At 62.4% G+C, this 20,248-nt stretch carries 19 protein-coding genes; 14 read left to right on the top strand and 5 right to left on the bottom strand.

Annotation, left to right across the window (positions count from 1 at the left end; genetic code table 11):
- Nucleotides 1–35: 35 nt before the first annotated feature.
- Entirely contained in the window at nt 36–3,233 is a 3,198-nt protein-coding gene (locus tag IEW00_RS15915; RefSeq protein WP_308419342.1) for an autotransporter outer membrane beta-barrel domain-containing protein, read from the top strand.
- Between the two features lie 121 nt (nt 3,234–3,354).
- Here IEW00_RS15915 and IEW00_RS15920 read toward each other — a convergent pair whose 3' ends face one another.
- The 5 genes from IEW00_RS15920 to IEW00_RS15940 all read right to left on the bottom strand — a co-directional run bounded on the left by IEW00_RS15920 (nt 3,355) and on the right by IEW00_RS15940 (nt 10,598).
- Entirely contained in the window at nt 3,355–4,395 is a 1,041-nt protein-coding gene (locus tag IEW00_RS15920; protein ID WP_188515404.1) for a DUF2332 domain-containing protein, read from the bottom strand.
- 183 nt (nt 4,396–4,578) lie between these two features.
- Complete coding sequence (locus tag IEW00_RS15925) at nt 4,579–6,414, bottom strand: methyl-accepting chemotaxis protein (protein ID WP_229737088.1); 1,836 nt, start codon at nt 6,412–6,414, stop codon at nt 4,579–4,581.
- Nucleotides 6,415–6,511: 97 nt separating this feature from the next.
- Nucleotides 6,512–8,881 (bottom strand): TonB-dependent receptor domain-containing protein, encoded by a 2,370-nt coding sequence (locus tag IEW00_RS15930; RefSeq protein ID WP_229737089.1) that lies wholly within the window; start codon nt 8,879–8,881, stop codon nt 6,512–6,514.
- A 465-nt stretch (nt 8,882–9,346) separates the two neighbouring features.
- A complete protein-coding gene (locus IEW00_RS15935) occupies nt 9,347–9,955 on the bottom strand; it encodes a response regulator transcription factor (protein WP_308419344.1) in 609 nt (202 codons plus the stop codon).
- Nucleotides 9,956–10,235: 280 nt separating this feature from the next.
- Nucleotides 10,236–10,598 (bottom strand): flagellar biosynthesis regulator FlaF, encoded by a 363-nt coding sequence (locus IEW00_RS15940; protein WP_188515408.1) that lies wholly within the window; start codon nt 10,596–10,598, stop codon nt 10,236–10,238.
- A gap of 250 nt (nt 10,599–10,848) precedes the next feature.
- Here IEW00_RS15940 and motA point away from each other — a divergent pair, with 250 nt between their 5' ends.
- From motA to IEW00_RS16005, 13 genes are read left to right on the top strand one after another with little or no spacing between them, the layout of a single operon-like run.
- On the top strand, nt 10,849–11,733 hold the full coding sequence (gene motA / locus IEW00_RS15945; protein ID WP_188515409.1) for a flagellar motor stator protein MotA: 885 nt from the start codon (nt 10,849–10,851) through the stop codon (nt 11,731–11,733).
- The gene (locus IEW00_RS15950) at nt 11,708–12,034 is read left to right on the top strand and encodes an STAS domain-containing protein (RefSeq protein WP_188515410.1); all 327 of its coding nucleotides are present in this window, start codon (nt 11,708–11,710) and stop codon (nt 12,032–12,034) included. Before motA ends, IEW00_RS15950 begins: the two co-directional genes overlap by 26 nt.
- The gene (locus IEW00_RS15955) at nt 12,031–12,396 is read left to right on the top strand and encodes a response regulator (RefSeq protein WP_188515411.1); all 366 of its coding nucleotides are present in this window, start codon (nt 12,031–12,033) and stop codon (nt 12,394–12,396) included. The genes IEW00_RS15950 and IEW00_RS15955 overlap by 4 nt, the downstream gene beginning before the upstream one ends.
- Entirely contained in the window at nt 12,393–14,543 is a 2,151-nt protein-coding gene (locus tag IEW00_RS15960) for a chemotaxis protein CheA (RefSeq protein WP_188515412.1), read from the top strand. Before IEW00_RS15955 ends, IEW00_RS15960 begins: the two co-directional genes overlap by 4 nt.
- Nucleotides 14,540–15,094, top strand: coding sequence for a chemotaxis protein CheW (locus IEW00_RS15965; RefSeq protein ID WP_188515413.1), 555 nt, complete (start codon nt 14,540–14,542; stop codon nt 15,092–15,094). Before IEW00_RS15960 ends, IEW00_RS15965 begins: the two co-directional genes overlap by 4 nt.
- Nucleotides 15,095–15,114: 20 nt before the next feature.
- Complete coding sequence (locus IEW00_RS15970) at nt 15,115–15,969, top strand: CheR family methyltransferase (protein WP_229737090.1); 855 nt, start codon at nt 15,115–15,117, stop codon at nt 15,967–15,969.
- Nucleotides 15,966–16,982, top strand: a complete 1,017-nt coding sequence (locus IEW00_RS15975) for a protein-glutamate methylesterase/protein-glutamine glutaminase (RefSeq protein WP_188515415.1) — start codon at nt 15,966–15,968, stop codon at nt 16,980–16,982. The genes IEW00_RS15970 and IEW00_RS15975 overlap by 4 nt, the downstream gene beginning before the upstream one ends.
- Before the next feature lie 12 nt (nt 16,983–16,994).
- Nucleotides 16,995–17,384 (top strand): response regulator, encoded by a 390-nt coding sequence (locus IEW00_RS15980; protein WP_188515416.1) that lies wholly within the window; start codon nt 16,995–16,997, stop codon nt 17,382–17,384.
- Between the two features lie 4 nt (nt 17,385–17,388).
- Nucleotides 17,389–17,901, top strand: a complete 513-nt coding sequence (locus IEW00_RS15985) for a chemotaxis protein CheD (RefSeq protein WP_188515417.1) — start codon at nt 17,389–17,391, stop codon at nt 17,899–17,901.
- Between the two features lie 39 nt (nt 17,902–17,940).
- Complete coding sequence (locus IEW00_RS15990; protein WP_188515418.1) at nt 17,941–18,231, top strand: DUF8776 family protein; 291 nt, start codon at nt 17,941–17,943, stop codon at nt 18,229–18,231.
- A 41-nt stretch (nt 18,232–18,272) separates the two neighbouring features.
- Nucleotides 18,273–19,073, top strand: coding sequence for a flagellar motor protein MotB (locus tag IEW00_RS15995; protein WP_229737091.1), 801 nt, complete (start codon nt 18,273–18,275; stop codon nt 19,071–19,073).
- A 13-nt stretch (nt 19,074–19,086) separates the two neighbouring features.
- The gene (locus IEW00_RS16000; RefSeq protein WP_188515420.1) at nt 19,087–19,539 is read left to right on the top strand and encodes a hypothetical protein; all 453 of its coding nucleotides are present in this window, start codon (nt 19,087–19,089) and stop codon (nt 19,537–19,539) included.
- An 18-nt stretch (nt 19,540–19,557) separates the two neighbouring features.
- Nucleotides 19,558–20,238, top strand: coding sequence for a PilZ domain-containing protein (locus IEW00_RS16005; RefSeq protein ID WP_188515421.1), 681 nt, complete (start codon nt 19,558–19,560; stop codon nt 20,236–20,238).
- The last annotated feature ends 10 nt before the right edge of the window (nt 20,239–20,248 follow it).

The following is a 20,248-nucleotide window of genomic DNA, read 5'->3' on the forward strand; positions in this document are numbered from 1 at the left end:
GACGTTTCATGCGCCTGTTGCTGGCCTGTACCTGCTTGACCCCGATTTCCCTGCTGCTTCCCCAGGCTGCCGCGCTTGCCGAGACCAGCGTGAGCACCGCGCGCACCACTCCGATTGCCACTGCGACCGCGAACAACAATGCTGCCGACAGCATCAAGATCACCACCACCGGGTCGATCAAGCCGACATCGGGTGTCGCGGTAACGGTCAACAGCAACCACAATGTCACCAACGAGGGGACCATCCAGATCACCGATGCCAGCAACTCCGCCGGGATCGTTGCGCAGGCCGGGACCGCAGCGACAATCACCAACAGGGGCACGATCACGATCGACGAAAACTATACGCCGACCGACACCGACGGCGATGGCGATATTGACGGTCCCTTCGCACAGGGATCCAACCGGTTCGGCATCCGGACGCTCGGCGCGTTCACCGGGTCGGTCATCAATAGCGGCACGATTACGATCGAGGGGAATGACAGCGCCGCGATCAGCCTGGAAGGCCCCCTCACCGGATCGCTGACCAGCAGCGGTGCGATCTCGGTGCTGGGCAACAATTCGGTCGGCGTGCGCGCGGGTGCGGTGAGCGGAAACGTCGCGCTGACCGGATCGATCGTGGCCGCCGGAGCGAATGCTACCGGCGTGGCGCTGACCGGCCCGATCGGGGGGGCGCTCACCGTGCAGGGCGTCATTACCGCGACCGGGTATCGCAGCACCACCGCGCCCGCCGATGTGAGTAAGCTCGATGCCGATGACCTGCTCCAGGGCGGCCCGGCGCTGTCGGTGGCAGGATCGGTGGCCGGCGGCATCCTGTTCGATGCCCCACCGCGCAACACCAATCCTGATGACAAGGATGAAGACAAGGACGGCATCGACGACGCCAGCGAAGGCACAGCATCGATCACCTCATTCGGAACAGCGCCTGCGGTGCAGATCGGCTCGGCAACCGAAGCGGTGACCATCGGAGCGGTCGCGGGAACTGCGGCTGCAGGCAACGGAATGGTGATCAATGGCCGGGTCCTGGGCAGCGGCGTCTACAAGGACGTTGCCGCCAACGGTCTGGTCATCGGCGGTCTGGGCAACGCGACCACGATCACGGGCGGCATCCTCAACAACGGCTCGGTTGGGGCAGCATCGGTCGGCGGCAATGCCACCGCGATCCGCATAGGCGCGCAGGGCAGCGTTCCGGTATTGCGCAACACCGGCACGATCGAGGCTGCCGGTGGCAGCACCGCGACCAGCCAGGTGCGCGCGGTGGTGATCGATGCAGGCGGTACGCTCACCAGCCTGTCGAACAGCGGCAAGATCGCCGCGACCGCCGCCACCGACGGATCGGCTGGCGCGATCATCGACCTGTCAGGTTCGCTGCGTACCATCGAGAACACCGGCGCGATCAGCGCGATCAGCGCCAAGCCCGCGGCCGACCGCGCCATCGCGATCGATCTTTCGGCCAACACAACAGGCACCGCCGTGCGCCAGAGCGCGACGACGGCTACCGGCAGGCCGTCGATCACGGGCGACATCCGCTTCGGCTCGGGCGATGACCTGCTCGAGGTATCAGCGGGCAGCGTCACCGGCGCGATGCGCTTTGGTGCAGGCAACAACCGGCTCGTGGCCAGTGGCGAGTCCAGCCTGACAGGCGATGCGACCTTTGGCGCGGGCGCCGATACCGTGCAGCTTTCGGGCAAGTCTGTGTTTGCCGGAAAGCTCGATCTGGGCGGCGGCAATGACACGCTCGCGCTGTCGGGTACCGCGCAACTTCGCGGATCGCTGACCGGTGCAGGTCAGGCAGCGGTGACGGTATCGGGCGGAACGCTGGCGATCACCAGCCTCGGAACGGTGAACCTGGGCTCGCTTGCGGTCACCGATCAGGGCACCATCGGAGTTGCCATCGACGGTAAGGCGGGCACGTTCACCCGGATCGCGGTGGCAGGCCCCGCAAGCTTTGCGGCTGGATCGAAGCTTTCGGTCAGCCTCGCCAATGTCAGCAACTCGGAAGGAACCTACCAGATCGTCACTGCGGGGACGCTGACCGGATCTGCCAACATCGTCGCTTCCAGCGTCGCTCTGCCGTTCCTGTTCAAATCGGTGATCTCAGGCAACGACGCGGCGGGCACGGTGTCTGTCGACATCAAGCGCAAATCGACCACCGAGCTTGGCCTGTCGGCATCGCAGGCAAGCGCCTATGATTCAGTGTTCAAGGCACTCGACAGCGACGCTGCCGTCGCAGGCAGCTTCCTTGCGATCGGCAATGCCGAGCAGGCGAGCGCAGCAATGCAGCAGATGCTCCCCGATCATGCCGGCGGCACCTTCGCCACGGTGACGCAGGGCTCGCGCGCCATCGCGCGGTTCCTCACCGACACGTCGGCGCCCTATAGCGACCAGGGCAACTGGGGCTTCTGGCTGCAGCAGACCGTCTGGGGCAGCGCCAAGGACCGCGGTGGCACCGCCGCGTTCGACACCAGCGGCTGGGGCGCATCGGCCGGGGCCGAGATCAAGGCGGGGGATGTCGGCAATTTCGGCGTGTCGCTCGCGTATCTCAACGGCAGAAATGACGACACCGATACCGGCAACGAGGTCCGTTCGGGCCATTACGAGCTTGCCGCGCATTGGCGTGGCAACTGGGGGCCGTTGCGGGCGTTTGCGCGCGGCTCTGCTGCACAGATCGATTTCGAAGGCACCCGCCGGTTTGCCTATACGCTCGCAGGTGATCTGGTCGAGCGCGTGGCGCAGGGACAATGGTCGGGCCAGCTGTACAGCGCCTCGGCCGGATTTTCCTACGAGGCACGGATCGGCAAGCGCCTGGTTCTGCGGCCTGCTGCATCGATCGATTATTACCGGCTCGATGAGGACGGCTTCGCCGAGACGGGAGGGGGGGACGCTTTCAACCTCACCGTCGACAAGCGCAGCAGTGATGAGATCGCGGTCAACGGCACGCTGGTGGCCGGCTATGATCTGGGTAGCCTGGCTGCCGGTGATGTCTGGATCCGCGCCGAGATCGAGGGCGGACGCCGCCAGATCGTCGGCGGATCGCTGGGCGATACCACCGCGCAGTTCAAGAACGGCGCAGCGTTCACGCTGGCCCCCGATGCGCGCAACGATGGCTGGATCGGCGGTCTGCGCGTGATCGGCGGTCAGGAAGGCTTCTCGCTCGCGGGCGAGCTCGGCGCCGAAGAGCAATACGAAAAGCTCGCGCTCAACGCCCGCGTATCGCTGCGCGTCGGGTTCTGAAGAAGCAGACAGTCCGGGCCTTTGGTGAAGTCGCTGAAGGCCCGGATAGGTTCACAACAGTTGAAAGAGAAGTCACCAAACGTCGCTGCCGCTTAGCGATCGTCGACGAGCCGGTAGCGCCTTACCCCCGCCAATCAATCCAGTCGCCATAGGGGTCACAGACCGCCAGAAGCCGGGTGGTCTGTCCGGGCCAGGTTGTGAGCTTGAGGTGCACCTCAGTGCGTGCCTGGTTCCATTCGAACGATATCCTGGCCAGCGGGCGCTTGCTGCAAGCGCGATGCCCTGCCTCCTGGAACATTGTGCCCAGCGCCTCGCGCTGGTCGTGGCCCAGATATTGCAGCACCATGGAATGGACCACGACGCGGCATGTTCCTGCGGCTTGGGGCTCGGCGAACCGTTCTTCCAGCCAAATCTGCGCATCGGCGCCTTCCACGTCCGGGACTGCCAGCTGCGCGATCTCGAGCGCCTGCTCAAGACGTTTTGTGCGCCTGGGCTGGTCGGCCCACACATACGCCAACAACCGTTCACGCGTGGCCAGATCGCGCGGATCAAGCGGATTGAGATCGACCCCCCGGGCTTCAACGATCTCCAGCGGTTCTGCCGGTGGTGCGCTGCCGTTCCATCTGGGTGCGATATGCACCGCAGAATCCTGATTGCCGGCGATCCTGCCACCCAGGTCATAGCCATAGCGCCCCAGATTGAGGTTCAGCCCGCAGCTGGCCCCAAGCTCAAGCACCTCGGCGGGAAGACCCGTTGCGCCGCGGGCGACAAGCAGCGCGGCTGCCAGCGCTGCGGCACGGCCGACCTCGTTGGTCTGCGTCGGGCTACGCATCCAGTTGGCGATGAAACGGTCCTCGGTCTCGAATGTCGTGGCGAGCGCACCGTCAAAGTCGTTGTGCCTGTGGTCGAACAGTGCTTTGAGCACCGGCGGTATGCCACGCCGGGCCAGAGCGTGGACGGCTGAATTGAGCCGCAGTCCGAGTGCCGCAGCAGCCGCATCGCCCTGCCAGTTGGCGATCAGCGCCGCCGTACGAGGCGCGTGCACCAGTTGACGGTCTGCGGCGGCAAGCACGTCTGCGACAAAGGGCGACCCGAGCAGGCGCGCGCGCCAGGACTGGCGGCGCAACTCCGAGCTGCTACCGGGATGCACGATCATGTTCATGTCATTTTCCGCGCGCAATTGGAACACCATCTGTCCCAGGGCGGCGCCGACCGGGAGAGACCAGCAGTACGGCAAGCGCAACTGCCGGGAATCGAACCAGCGCAATCGTCGCTGGGAGGGCGAAAATCAGGTGAAGGCCCCGGCGACTGTCAAAGCCGCCGGGACATCACGCAAGACTGCGCCTCAGAAGCTGCTCCATTCGTCTGCGGAATCGGGCCTCGCCAGCGCAGCGACCGCCGCGGCCGGGAGATTGCGGGTAGGTCCGCCAAACTTGGCACTTGCCCCAGCAGGCTTGTTGTACCGGTTAGGCGCACCGACGTTGAACTTTCCGGCCTGCTCCGCCAGGTTGGTGACCTCACCTGCCAGATTGCGGGCTGCGGCCGAAGTCTGCTCCACCATCGCGGCATTCTGCTGGGTGGCATGATCCATCGTGCTGATGGCACTGCTGACTTCACCGATGGTCGACGATTGCGCATTGTTGTCATCGGCGATCCGGCCCAGCAACGCATGGACTTCCCTAACGTCGCCGGAGATGTTGGCGAGCGCGGAATCGACCTTCTGCACCATGTTGACGGCTGCCCCGATATCGTCCTGGGTGGCGGTAAGCTGATCGCGGGCGCGACCTGCTTCCTCCTCGGCACGCATCGCCAGCGCCGACACCAGATCGGCGACCACGGCAAAGCCGCGCCCCGCCTCGCCAGCACGGCCAGCTTCGACCGCAGCGTTCATCGCCAGCACCCGTGTCTGGAAGGCGATCTTGTCGAGACCTTCGATCACGCTATCGATGCCCTTGGCGCTCTCGCTGACCCGGCTCATCGCATTCACCGCCTCGTCGGCCACATCGCGGCCGTTTGATACGGTGTTGATGGCACCGTTGGCACGTTCCACCGTCTGGGTCGCGGCCTGCGCGGTTGCCTTCAGCCTCTGGTCCATCTGGTTGACGGCGGCCGACGTTTCCTCAAGGCTCGCTGCGTTGGCTTCGGTCCGTCGCGCCAGATCCTCGGACGCATGGGCGATCTCGTTGGAGCCGGTACGAATAGCCGCCGCCGCTTCAGCCACCGACGAAATCAATGCGCACAGGCCCGTTATCGCGTTGTTGAAATTGGTTTTTACCGAGCTGTAGCTGGCGGGGAACTCGGTCTCGATCGTGGCGGTGAGATTGCCGTTCGCCAGTTCCAACAGATGCGTGGATACGGTCTCGACGACCATCCGCTGGGCAGCCTCTGCCTTGGCGGCTTCGGCTTCGGCGGCCTGCTTGGCGACAGCTGCATCGCGGAACACCAGCACGGCGCGCGCCATATCGCCAAGCTCGTCGCCGCGCTCCACATCGGGCACTGCAATGTCAACCCGGCCATTGGCAAGATCGGCCATCGTCCGGGTCAGCGCGCTGACGGGCCGGGCGATGATACGGCTGAGCACGATCGCCAAGGTTGCGGCAATTCCGATCAGGGCCAGCGCCCCGACGAACAGCGTGATCCGGGCCGACGCGATTGCGCCATCCTGCAGGGCCGAATTCTCATCGATCAGCTTCACCGCTGCATCACGGACGTCACGCAGTGGCAACACCGCTGCGCTGACCAGCACCGCCTTGCCAGCCCGGCGAACCGCTTCCACGGCCTCGGCGCGCTGTCCAGCCTTGACCCTGGCAATCATCGGGTCGCCCCATTTCTTGCGCCAGGCCAGCGTCTCCTCGCGCGACTTGACCACCAGAGCCTTCTGCGCAGGATCTTCGAGAAGCTCCTCGAGCTCCTTCGAGGTCAGGTCATACTCTTCCCGGCCCTCGTCATAGGACTTGAGATAGCTGGTATCGCCGGTGACCAGAAAGCCGCGGAGTTGGCTGTTCTGTCTGAGCACCGCCGTTTCAAGCGTGATCGTTTTTGAATGGATCGACTGAGCCAGATTGTTTCCCGTCGTGGTCGATCCGATCAGGCTGATGTTCATGAAGAACACGAACATCACAATCGCTGCTGATGCGCAGATCAGCACGTATGACAGTGCGAGCTTGCGCGGAATGTTCATGGATTGAAGCATTGCAGAATCTTTTCCTGTGTCGGTGCGGGAAGCAAAATTGATCGGCCGACCGCCGGCAGCCTGAGCCGCCGGCGGTAGCTTGGGGTCAGAACGAGAATTGGGCAGAAGCTGACACCGTGCGACCGTTGATCGCGCGGCCCCAGCCGATACCGTTTGCGGGCACGGCGTTCTGGGCGATGTCGTAAAAGCCCAGGGTGTCGAACAGATTGTTGGCATTCAGCATCAGCTGGATGCGCTCGGTGGGGCGGAACTGCACGAAGGCATTGACCACCGTGAAGCCCGGCATCACCAGGCCGTTGCCGTCCTGCGCAAAGCTCTTGGTAGTGCCAACGATATTGGTACCCACAGTCAGTTGCTCGGCATCGTACTGCGGCGTCAGCTGGAAAATGAAGTCGGGCTGATGCCGCGGCGTGTTGCCGTTGAACGCAGCGTTGAGGTTGTCGTTGCGGATTTCCGCGTTGGTGTAGGTCATGTTGCCGGTGAGGCTGAACGGTCCGGTGCGATAGCTCGCCTCGACTTCAGCACCATAAGCCCGGTAGTTGCGCAGGATCTCAAGCCCGGTACCACCTTGAATGTTGCGATCGGTGGTATCCGCGAGAAAGCCGGTGACATTGAGCGTCATGTTGTCCTTGCGGAACTTGAAGCCCCCTTCGGTTTGCGTCACCGTGTCAAACGCGGCGGTACGATCGATAAGGCTGCCGTCAATCGCGCTCACCGAACTGGTGAACAGGATCTTGTCGGCGCTGGCGCGGGCGCCCTTGCTGTAACGTGCGAAGACCGCGAAAGGTTCGGAAATGCGCCAGTTTACGCCCGTCGAGTAGCTGATGTAATCATAGTTGTAGTCGACAGGTGCGGGGCGCGACAACGGCAGGAAGCCGGTACGCGTCTCTGCCAGTGAAAAGCTGCCATCGCCGTTGAAGTCGAAGGACGTGCTGCCCACCCGGCCACCACCCAGATCGGAACCGAACAGCTGTCCGCGTACCTTGCCGATGTCGTAGCGGATGCTGCCGCCGATCGCGATATCGCCGATATGGAAGTTCAGCGAGCCGTAGGGCGCAGTGATGTCATAATCGACATCGAACTTGCGGCGGAAGGTCCCGGGGGCAACGCCGATGGTCGGGCCCAGATCGAACGCGCGGAAGCCGTCCTGCGTCAGAAATGTGCCGGCTGCGTCGCGCACGTTGAGCAACGCTGCGTCGCCTCCGCCCAGCATTTCCTGCAGCGTGTTACCATAAAGCCAGACGCTCTTGATCGCCTGGTTCGATTTATACACGCCGACGGTGGTGGTCAGCTTGCCGCCGCCCACTTCCCAGACCCGCGTGGCGCGAAGGTCGTTGCTGGCATTGTCGAGCGATTCGGCATTGACCCGCGCGACGAGCATATTGCCGATAACGCCGTTGCCGTTGAGCGCGCCAGGGTTGGTGATGACGCTACCGCTGTTGGGTCCACCCGCATAGCTGAGCGACCCCCCTGCTGCGCCCAGCGACGCCAGAACGGTATCGCCTGAAAAAGCGCTGAAAAACTGGTTGCGCAGCGTGCTTCCCGAGATGTCGGAATAGCGGAAGCGCTCGGTGATCGTCCATCCGGCAAGATCAAACTGTGCCTCGAGCCCGATCGACTTGACCTGTGCGTGCATGCCATCGGACAGGTTGTAGTTCTGGGGCTGGTTGTTGCCGTCGAGCGTAACCAATCCCGGAAGATTGTTCGATAGGACCGAGTCCTTCTTCAAGTCGAAATTGGCGAACGAGGCATATGACGGGTTCGCGTCGGTACCGGTGATAGCGACAGGGGCCGTCGCATATTGCGGCGAGCGATCATCCAGCCACTTGGCGTGCAGCCGGATATAGCCGTTGGGCAGCTCCTTGGTGATGTTGAACTTGAGCTGGCCGCCCTTGTAGGCATTAAAGCCGACGTCGCGCGGACCTTCGCCCGAGCGATAAAAGCCGCCGATATGCATGCGCAGCGTGTCGGTCAGCTTGGTACCGTAACTGAAGTCGAGCCGCTTGGTATCAAAATCAAGACCAGTGGTGATGGCGATCGCACCGCCTTCGACGTCACCGGTCTTCGAGATCAGGTTGATCACGCCGCCAGGCGAGTTGGATGCGAAAGTCGATGCCGATCCGCCACGAATGGCCTCGACCTGACCAATGTTGAAGTCATACCGGATGAAGATGTCAGAGGCGACGTTGAAGATATCGCCGAACTCAAGCACCGGCAGACCATCTTCCTCGATTTGCATGTACTTCGAACCGCCAGAGGCGAGCGGAAGGCCGCGGATCGTGTAATTGGAATTGCCTTCACCGGTCGATGACTCGGTACGGATACCGGGAATATTGCGCAGCACCTCGGCCAGGCTGCGCGCACCCAGCTTCTCGATCTCCGCAGACCGGAGCACGCTGGTGGACGTCGCGCTATCGAGCGCGTCGCGACCCTTGGCGACGCCAGTCGAAAACATGTCCTTGGGCTGCTCCTTGGCAGCTTCTTGCTCTGCAGTAGCTTTGCTCTGGGGCGAGGCGTCTTGCGCAAATGCGGGAGTTGCTAGCGCAAGCGGAGCTACAGTCAGAAGAAGGCGTATTTTACTCATGAAAAGCGGTCCCATGTCACCGACGCATTGTTGAGATCGCCGGGGAATCGGCATCGACGTCGTTAGGCAAATTATAGACAGCTCGGTTTGAGCCGTGCCGCGATGGGACCTTTTTTTGCGAATCTGTTCGCATTTATCTGGGAGGTTGCGACGCTTTGGTCGCGTGCGGGCGCATTATCAGGACCCTGAATCAGCCTCAGCGCCTGGCTGTCGCGGCATGATCAGATGTCTGGAGCGAGAGCAATGGACGCCACAGGCGCGCTGCTTTGGCGCGTCGGGAAAGGCTTTGCGTCAGCTACGAAACCGCAGCACGCAGGTCACCGGCGACCTGCAATTTCAGTCGGCGAGCAACCCGCCGAAAAAAGCGATGCGCATCGCATCTGGCAGGCTCGGCACCTCAAGCTTTTCCATCATGTTGGCACGATAGACCTCGACCGTGCGGGGACTGATGCCCAATTCATGGCCGATGATCTTGTTCGATTTGCCGACCATCAGCCCTTCTAGAACGTCCCGTTCCCGGCCGGAGAGCCGCTCGAGCTTCTTGACGGCGGTGTCGGCGCGGGCGGCGACCAGGGTCGTCTTCTCCAGCAAGGAAAACGCGGTCTCGACCGTATCGAGCAGCTGTTTGGGGTCGCATGGCTTTTCGAGGAAATCGACCGCACCGGCTTTCATCGCCAGCACCGCGCGGGGAACATCGCCCCAGCCGGTCAAGATGATCGGGAGCAGGTCCGGACGCCCGTCGATGGCCTCGATAACCTCCATCCCGCTGGTGCCAGGCATGTTCATATCGAGCAGCAAAGGCCCGGGAGTGAGTTCGTCCAACTCTGCCAGAAACGCATCACCGGACGGAAATCCGCGAATAATCGTGTTTTTATAAACGGATAGCAAGGTATGCAATGAAGCCCTGATATCGTCGTCATCGTCCACAATGTAGATGCTGCGCATCAAAGTGATCCGCTCCTGTCTTCAAGCTATTCTCGAACTCTGGCTCGGTGAGCGCGCGATATCGATCTCACGTCAAGTCCGAGTTCTGTTTTTGGGCCAACTCCGGCAAGTGTTGTTGCAGTTTACGCCACTCTGAAGCTTTTTCAATAGCTGTCTGCATTATTCAACTATCTCGCTCCTGTCCGGTTGCTTGCCCGGTCCATACTGTATGTTCTCTCTGCCGGTGCGAAGTAAAATGCGGTAAACTCAGATAATGCGATGCATTGTCAGGGCGAAGTTTTCATGGGCTCGCACGGCCCAGACCTGCGAGGCCTTCCATAATGCTTCGATTGACTGAGATCAGATCGTCGATCGACTCACGGCCAGCGATAACGTCGCTTGAAAACCGATCGATCCACAATGCAAGGGATACAATCCCCGCGCGCAGCTGGTCGGGCAGGCCATTGCCCGGTGCTCCACAGTCGACTGCAAAAATGTTCCACATTTCGCGGTTTCTGTAGAGCGTGTCGACGAGTGCGGCACCGTGGATGCCTGCATCGCGCGCGACAATCATCTCGCCGGTGATTTGCCCCATCAGGCGGTGTTCGGTGGCCCGCGGCGCCTCGGACAGGCTTCGGACGCTCTGGTATGCGGAAAGCGACATCAACGGACTCCTCTGTCGATTGTGGGACCATTCTAGAGCGATCTTCGCCGCACGGTCGGTTTGACTGCAGCTTTTTAGACCAGGACAGGACCGGTCAGCGAGGAACCGCCAACAGCAACGTTGAGCTTCGCACGGTCGCCTGCAGGCATTTTGATGACGCAGCAAAAATGAAAATGGCATCGCTCGCCCCCGCCACCCGACATCTCGACTATAATTCCCAGAACAACCGTCCCTTGGGGTTTTGATTTGCATGCTGAATGGCGTTGGCCTTGTTGTAATTCTTGCTTGCGTCTTCGGCAGCTTCATCATGGCTGGCGGCAAGATGGACATCATTCTGCATGCGCTGCCGCATGAGATGATGGCCATCTGCGGTGCTGCGCTTGGAGCCTTCCTGGTCGGCAACTCGATGGCAGTAGTGAAGAAAGCCGGCAAGGGCCTCGTGCGTGCATTCAAAGCGCCACGCTGGAAGGATAGCGACTATCGCGATCTGCTCACCTTGCTGTTTGCACTGCTCTCCACCTTTCGCAAGGGCGGGGCGACCGCGATCGAGCCTCATCTCGATGCGCCTGCCGACAGCGCGATGTTCAGCCGTTACCCCCGCATCCTGGCCGACCACCATCTGGTGGAATTCATCTGCGACTATCTGCGGATGATGACGGTCAGTTTCGAAGACCCCAACCAGATGGCCGAAGCCATGGAAGCCGATATCGAACGCCACCACCACGAGGAACTGGGGCCGCAGCACGCGCTCCAGGTGATGGCCGACGGGTTGCCGGCGATCGGCATCGTCGCCGCTGTACTCGGCGTGATCAAGACCATGGGTTCGATCGATCAGCCCACCGAAGTTCTCGGTGCCATGATCGGCGGCGCGCTGGTCGGCACCTTCCTGGGAGTACTTCTGTCCTACTGCCTTGTGGGCCCGCTTGCCGCAAAGCTGCTGGAGACGATCGAGTCTGACTCGAAGCCCTTCGGCATCGCGAAGACCGCCATCATCGGCCATGCGCAAGGCTTGCCGACGCAGGTTGCGATCGAAATCGCCCGGCGCATGACTCCCTCGAGTTACGCGCCCTCCTTCCAACAGCTCGAAACCGCACTTGATGAGGCGAACAATGAACTCAACGCCAAACCAGCCTGATAGCCACGAACCTTTGCCGGTGCTCAAGCTTCCTGCCAACGGCACTACCGCCTCGGCAGAAAGCCTGCGGGCGCAGCTTGTGGCTTTGCTCGAAGGGCCCGGCCCTGCCGCGATCGACGCAAGCGAGGTCGAGAATATCGGCCAAGCCGTCCTGCAGCTGCTCGTCGCAGCTCAGACGGAAGCCCGCGCAGCCGGCCAGGCGATTGAAATTACTGACCCCAGTCCGGCCTTTTGCGAACGTGTCGACCAATGTCGGCTGGCCGAACCGATTGGCCTGCAACTTGAGGGAGCCGAAGCGTGACCAAACGTATTTTGACTGTCGATGATTCGATGAGCATGCGCATGCTGCTCAAGACGTCGCTTACCAAACAGGGTTTCCTGATCGAAACCGCCGATGATGGCGAGCACGGCCTAGCACGGATGTGCGAGGTTGGTCCCGATCTGCTGATCACCGACATCAACATGCCCAAGATGGACGGTTTCGAGCTGATCGAAGCCGTGCGCGCCATGCCCGAATTCCGCGGCATCCCGATCCTCGTTCTGTCGACGGAGTTTTCTGACGACAAGAAGGCCCGCGCCCGCAGCGCCGGCGCGACGGGCTGGATCACCAAGCCGTTTGATCCGGACAAGCTGGTATCGGCCATTCGCCGGGTCTGCCCGTGAGCGACGATTTCGACGATATCCAGGCGATCTTCTTTGAAGAATGCGCCGAAGGGTTGGCGACCGCCGAGGCGGGCCTCACCACCATGGCCGAAGGCGACAGCACCGCCGAGGTGATCGCGGGCGTGTTCCGTGCGGTCCACTCGATCAAGGGTGGTGCCGGCGCTTTCGGGCATGATGCGCTGCAGGGCTTTTCCCACCGGTTCGAGAACGTTCTCGACGAGGTGCGGGCCGGCAAGATTCCACCAACGCAGGAAGTCTGCCGCACGATGTTGCTGGCGTTCGACGTGCTGACTGGGCACGTCGAGGCCGCGCAGGGGCTTGCCGATCTGCCAGACGACACGCTGATGGTCGCAGCCTTGGAAGAGCTGCTTGCCGCTGAGCGGGCCGGCAACGCCGACGCGCAGGCGCCTGCCATCGCCGCGCCCACCGAACAGGCTGGAGGGGCGGATGAATTTGGCTTCTTACCTGTCGTCGTCGATCTCTTCGACCTTGATGCCGACCCGATGGCACTCGGCGACGCGGCAGCTGCCCCCGGCGAACACGGCGCGCAGGACGACAACCCTCGCTGGATCATCCGGTTCGCTCCCTCGCGCGATGCGATGGCCAATGGCGGCGAACCGCTGCTTGTGCTGCGCGAACTCGAACGCGTGGGCGGCGAGATCATCGCGGTCGAAACCGGATCGCTGCCATCGCTGCGCGAGCTCGACCCCGAGGGCGCCTATTTCACCTGGACCCTTACCCTGCCCGCAGGCGTGGAACGGTCGACGATCGACGAAGCTTTCGATTTCGTCGCTCCCGATTCGGTGATCCAGATTTCGCGCGAGGAGGCCCCAGCACCCGTCGTCGAACAGGTCGAACAGGCAGCAGGCGAAACGGCCAAACCTCTCGCTCCGCCTACGGCGGTGCCGAGCGCTGCCAAGGCGAGCGCGCCTGCGCAGCCAGCCGAATCCAAGGCAATCGAGGCGCAGCAGAACATCCGCGTCGATGTAGCCAAGCTGGACATGCTGCTGAACCTCGTCGGCGAGCTCGTGATACGCAACTCGATCCTGTCTGACCGGCTCTCGTCGGCGGACCAGCAACGGGTCGAATTGCCCGAACTGGCGCGGCTGACGCGCGAGATCCAGGACAATGTCATGTCACTGCGCGCCCAGCCCATCCGCCAGGCGTTCTCGCGCGTGCCCCGAATGTTGCGCGAGTTGTGCTCTGCAACCTCCAAGGACGTCGCGCTCGAGGTATCGGGCGAGACGACCGAAGTCGACAAGAGCGTGATCGAGAAGATCGGCGAACCGCTGACGCACATGATCCGCAACGCCATCGACCACGGCATCGAGAGCACCGAAGAGCGCATCGCCAAGGGCAAGCCAGCGCAAGGAAGGCTTCAGCTTTCCGCCGAACAGAAGGGCGCACGGATATTCCTGCGAGTTTCCGACGACGGGAAGGGGATCGATCGCGTACGCGTGCTCGCCAAGGCAGTCGAAAAGGGCATTGTCGGCCCTGACGAGAACCTGAGCGATGAAGAGATCGACAACCTGATCTGCGCCCCGGGCTTCTCTACCGCCGAGACGATCTCCGCGATCTCCGGCCGCGGGGTCGGCATGGATGTCGTTCGCAGCAATGTCGAAGCGCTTGGCGGACGCATTGAAATCATTTCCACGCCCGGCAAGGGCACCGCATTCACCATGATCCTGCCGCTGACGCTGGCGATCCTTGATGGAATGGTCGTCCGGCTTGCCGGACAGCGTTATGTCCTGCCGCTCTCGAACGTGGTGGAAACGGTCCAGCCGGAACCGGGCCAGTTGCGTCCGGTCGCGAACAGCTCGGAGGTCATCGCGATGCGGGGCACGTATGTCCCCGTCAGACGTCTGTCCGAACTCTTCCATCTGCCATCAAGCGAACGCGAGGCGGAAGACAGCGTGGTCATCATCGTCGAGACCGATGCCGGCAATGTCGGGCTGATGGTGGATACCATCGAGGATCGCCGTGAAGTGGTGATCAAGAGCCTCGACCAGAACCTTTACCCGATCCGCGGCCTGGGCGGTGCGACCATTTTGGGCGACGGATCGATCGCGCTGATCCTCGACATCGACGCCCTGATGGTCTCGCCCAGTGCATCCAGCAAATTCGCCTTGAAAGGAATCGCAGCATGAATACCCAGGAAACCGCCGCGCCCGCGACAAAGGCCTATGCGGCCGAAACCGTCAGCGCGATCGATACCGGCGACACATTGGCCGAGCGCAAGATCGTGACCTTCCTTCTTGGCCAACAGACCTTCGGCATCGAAATGTCCGCGCTGATCGAGATCCGCGAATGGGAAACCCCAACACCGCTCCCCAGCGTGCCTTCCTACATCAAGGGCGTGACCAACCTGCGCGGGCACGTCGTGCCAGTCGTCGGCCTGGCCGAGCGGCTTGGCTGGGAACCTAGTGTCCTTCACTCGCGCTCATGCATCCTGGTGGTCAATATCGAGGGCAAACATGCCGGCTTTCTGGTCGATGAAGTGGCCGACATCGTCTCGGTTGCCGATAGCGCAATCCAGATGGCGCCGGAGGTGGAAGTGACCGAAGCCAGCCTGATCAAGGGCCTGGTCCAGATCGGCCAGCGCAGCCAAGAAGGGTCCAGCGACAAGGACCAGACCATGGTTTCGCTGCTTGACCTTTCCAAGCTCAGCCCCACCCGCCACATCGACCTGGCCGTCTGATGACTTCCAGTTCCGTCTCCATGGCAGACGCGGCCACAGGAATCGAAGGCCGCCTCGAGCCCCGCGAGTTCAAGCGGATCGCAGCCATCGTGCAAGAGGATGCGCGCATTGACCTGCCGCCGTCGAAGGCGACTTTGGTGTTCTCGCGCCTCAGCCGGCGCGTGCGCGACCATGGGCTTTCAACATTTGTCGAATATCTGCAGTTCGTCGAGCAGGATCCGCAGGAGCGTGCGGCGATGGTCGTCGCCCTGACGACCAACCACACGCATTTCTTTCGCGAGAACCATCACTTCGACCATTTCCGCGAGCATGTTCTGGGCGAGCTGCAGAAGCAGGCCCAGGCCGGCCAGCCGGTGCGGCTCTGGTCGGCGGGGTGCTCGAGCGGCGAAGAGGTCTATTCGCTCGCGATGTGCATGCTGGGCACCTCGCGCCCCATGGCGCGCTGGGCGTTCGACAATGATGTCAAGTTCCTGGCCACCGACCTCTCACCCAAGGTGGTCGCTGCCGTCCGCAAGGGCGTGTATTCGGAGTTCACCGTCAAGCCGATTCCCGATGCCTACCGCCGCGAATGGGTTCGGCCCGAGGGCGAGGACTACGCGATTGTCGAGGATGTGCGGCGCCTGGTCACTGCGCGCGAACTCAATCTGTTCGCGACCTGGCCGATGCGTCAGCAATATGACGTGATCTTCTGTCGCAACGTCATGATTTATTTCGACGATCAGGCAAAGTCAGAGTTGATCGACCGGTTCGCGCAGCTCCTGCGCCCCGGCGGGTACCTCTATATTGGCCACTCGGAACGACTGATCGGGCCAGGTGCGGGTGGTTTCACCTGCTGTGGGCAGACGATCTATCGCAAGGAAAGCGCAAGCTCATGATTGTTCCAATACGGACACTTGTCGTTGATGACAGCGCCTCGATGCGCGCAATGCTCTGTTCCGCACTGAGTGCGGACCCAGAGATCGAGGTCGTCGGCGCCGCACCCGAACCCCATGCCGCCCGGCAGATGATGCGCGAGCTCAACCCTGATGTGGTGACGCTCGACGTCGAGATGCCGGGGATGGATGGCCTGTCGTTTCTTGAGAAAATCATGCGGCTGCGCCCGACCCCGGTGGTCATGTGCTCGTCGCTCACCACCCGCAGCGCCAAGGTCACGATCGAGGCATTGAGGCTTGGCGCGGTCGACTTCGTGGCAAAGCCTTCGGGCGCGGAAGGCGATACCGAGCGGGCCATGACCGAATTGCGCGAGAAGGTGAAGGCCGCGGCGCGCTCTCAGGTCAGACATACACCGCACTCTGCGCGCATGGACCCGCTGGGGCCGCTCGATCGCGATGATCAGGTCATCGCGATCGGCTCTTCGACGGGCGGTGTCGATGCGCTGTTCGCGCTGCTGCCCGCGCTGCCCATCGATGCTCCGCCGGTGCTCGTCGTCCAGCACATGCCCCCATCGTTCACACAGCAGTTGGCCGGACGCCTCAACGGTGTTTGCGCGGTCGAGGTGATGGAAGCCGAGGATCGGCACACCCTCAAGCGCGGAACCGTCTATATTGCTCCAGGGGGCAATCGTCACATGATCCTGTCGGGCCGGACGGTCCGTCTGGTGGAGGGCGAGCGGATCAGCGGCCACCGTCCTTCGGTGGATGTTCTGTTCAACTCGGCGGCCAAGCTGGGCAACAAGGCGGTGGGAGTCATCTTGACCGGGATGGGCAGCGACGGCGCGGAAGGGTTGCTGAAAATGCGCCAGGCCGGAGCCCGCACCTTCGGTCAGAACGCACAGTCATGCGTCGTCTACGGCATGCCCAGGGCGGCTGCCGAAATCGGCGCGGTCGAACAGGAATTGGATCTGTCTGCGATGCCAAGGGCGATCATCACCGCCTGCCGCAGCAAGTGAACGGGAGTTATTATGCCGGCAGCATCTGATATCAAGGTAATGGTGGTCGATGATCAGACCAGCATGCGTGCGATGATCCGTCGCACGCTGCAGGATCTGGGTTTTCGCGATGTGCGCGACAAGGCGGCTGCGGCCGAAGCGTTGGAAGACATCCGTACCAATCGCGTCCATCTGGTCATTTCGGACTACAACATGCCCGACATGGATGGACTGCAGTTCCTTCAGGAAGTGCGCAAGGATCCGGTCATCGGCAAGACGGTGTTCATCATGCTCACCGCTTCGGCGGAAAAGGAGATCGTCCAGAAAGCGGCGGCCATGGGAGTCAACAACTACGTGGTCAAACCGTTCACGCCGTTCGCGCTGAAGGACAAGATCGAACGCGTCTTTGGCGCTCTGACCTAACGCCATGCGCCGGATTGCCATCATCCAGGGCGAGCACCGCGTGCTCACCGAGCCCGACACCATGCTGACGACCGTCCTGGGCTCGTGCGTCGCCGTGTGCCTGCACGACCCGGTCGCCCGGGTGGGCGGCATGAACCATTTTCTGCTCGGGGAACCGATGGCAGGACATGCGCTCAAGCCGGAAGAACTGCATCGCTACGGCGTGCACGCGATGGAACTGCTCATCAACGCGATGATGCAGGCCGGGGCCGTGCGTGACCGGATGTGTGGGCACCTCTATGGCGGAGGCAACATCGTCGCCGGCCTGGGCCAGATCGGCAGCAGCAACGCCGCGTTCGCTCGCAGGTTCATGGAGACCGAAGGGCTGCAAGTGAAGCGCTGCGATCTTGGCGGCAACAGCGCTCGGAAAGTGGAATTCTTGCCCTATGACGGCAGGGTGCGCTCGCTGATCGTCAAGGACGTCGTACCCGAGGCTCGTCCGCAGCGCATCATGGCGCATGACGTCGAACTGTTCTGAGCTAGTTCGCTCTGTCCGCATCAGATTCCCGAGGTAACTATGACCACTCTAAACCAGCAGACCGCGAGCCTTTGCAGAGCCATCGCTGACGAAATCCGCCAGGTCAGCAACCTGGTCGAGGAACTCGCCAATGTGCTGGTTTGCGACGAGGAAGTTGCGATGAAGCACATTCACCGGCTTCAGGCCTTCGACCTGCTGGTGCAGCGCTCGGCAGAAAGTGCCAGGCTGCTCGACCGGATCGCATCGGGTGTGCAAACGCAGCTCGCGGTCGATGAGGTGTGCCTCGAAGAGCTCCAGCAGCGGCTGCGGGCAAAGGTTGAGGTCATCTAATCGTGGCGCAAAATTCCGATCGCCCCATCGTTATCAGAAGGGTGAAGAAAGTCGTCGGCGGCGGCCATCACGGCGGTGCCTGGAAAGTCGCGTATGCCGATTTCGTAACCGCCATGATGGCCTTTTTCATGCTGCTTTGGCTCACTGCCAATCCCGACAAGGAAAAGCTGAAGGGCCTTGCCGAGTATTTCACCCCGGTCGATCCGGGCGCATCATCGGCAACCCCTTCCGATTCCACCGCAGGCAACAGTCGTGCCGCGCAGTCGAGCAGGCCGGCCCCGGCAGGGACGCCGGCGAGTGAAGCTGCGACCGTCGGCGCGGCAAGGGGCGGCAGCGCCAATGTGCCCGATGCCTCTCTGCGAATCTTGGCTCAGGAATTGCGACTGGAGATCGATTCCTCGTCCGTGCCGGCCGACGCAGCGAACACCATCAAGATGGAGACCGACAATGGAAAGATCATCATCAGCCTGATGGACACTGCCAAGCGCCCGATGTTCCGCGACGGCTCGGGAGAACTAAACGCCTATGCCGTCGGCCTGTTGTCGCGGATTGCGCGCAAGGTCGTTGGCACCGGTGCCACGATCGCGCTTGAGGGGCATACCGATGCCGGCGGCGGGCTCAGCGAGGCCAACTGGAAACTGTCTGGTGATCGTGCACAGGCGGCGCGCAATGTGATGACGGCTGCAGGCCTGTCTCCGGATCGGTTCAGCCAGGTCGCGGCGCTGGCCAGCACGCGCCCGGTCTATCCCGACCAGCCCATGCGCGCAGAAAACCGACGCATCGCCATCGTGATCCAGTCCGATCAATCCGCCCTCCCCCCCGATACGACCTTCAAGCTTTAAGGAGCTGCAAGAGATGTCCGCTATCAAGAAAGCGCTGGGAGCGATCGCGCTGCTCGCTGCCGGATTGGGCGTGGGAAGTGGCGCAGGCTTCGCAACGACTATGTTGCTTGGCCAACCCTCAAAAACAGCCCCGGAAAAGGCCCCCAAGATCGAAACGACGTTCGTCGAAGTCGATGAGGTCGTTGCACCGCTTGTGCTGCCTGATGGTGAACGGCTTGCCGGCTATGTCTCCTTCCAGCTGGCGCTGGAAGTTGAGGACGATCAGGCTGACATCGTCGCCGCGCGGTTGCCCGTGCTGCGTCACGAAATCAACATGCGCGCCTATCTCAAGCCAATGGCGAGCGGACCCGACGGGACGCTGCCGACGCTCGAGATATTCCGCAAGGTGGTGGTCGAAGCGGCCGATGTCGCCTTCGGCGAAGGCGCGGTGAAGTCCGTCGCCATTGCCCGGGTCAACCCGGCTTGAATTCGAAGGGATACGCCAATGCTTCACGACCAGTCCTCATCCCTCCCTGCCTACGAGCAGGGCATTTCCGGCCCGGTGCAGAAATTTGCGGCACGGGACGAGCGGACGGTGACGCTGTTCATGCTGGGCCGGCTGTGGCACCAGGGCAGCGATACCATCTGCCGGATCCGCAACATCTCGCCCGGCGGAATGCGCATAGAGACCGCGATGCCGCTTCAGGCCGGGGAGAAGGTTTCGCTCGAAACGCGCAGCAGTAGCTACCTCGATGGGCAGGTTGCGTGGACCAAGGATCTCGCTGCGGGCATCCGCTTTGCCGATACGGTCGAACACGGCACGCTGCTCGTCGCGCCAGCCGGTCGCACAGGCAAGGCGCTGACCGTGCGCGCACCGCGGTTTCCCGCTGCCGTGCGTGCGACGATGCGCGTCGATGGCTGGAGGTCGAAGGTCCGGGTCGTCAACATCTCGCTGAGCGGATGCGCCGTGCTGGCGTCGACAACCCCTCCCCATGGCAGCGTGGGCGAACTGACCATTTCAGGCTTGCGCCCGTTGAAGTTTGCGCCCCGCTGGACACAGGACGGGCTTGCCGGGCTTACGTTTCTCGAGAGGCTGGGCTTTGGCGAGCTTGCGCACTGGCTTGGCAAGCCGGAAATGCGTTTCATGCTCGAAGGCGGCAAGATCCCCGAGGATCACGCGCGCTAAAGCGCGCGCG

This window comes from Blastomonas aquatica (assembly GCF_014639875.1).
Lineage (GTDB): Bacteria > Pseudomonadota > Alphaproteobacteria > Sphingomonadales > Sphingomonadaceae > Blastomonas > Blastomonas aquatica.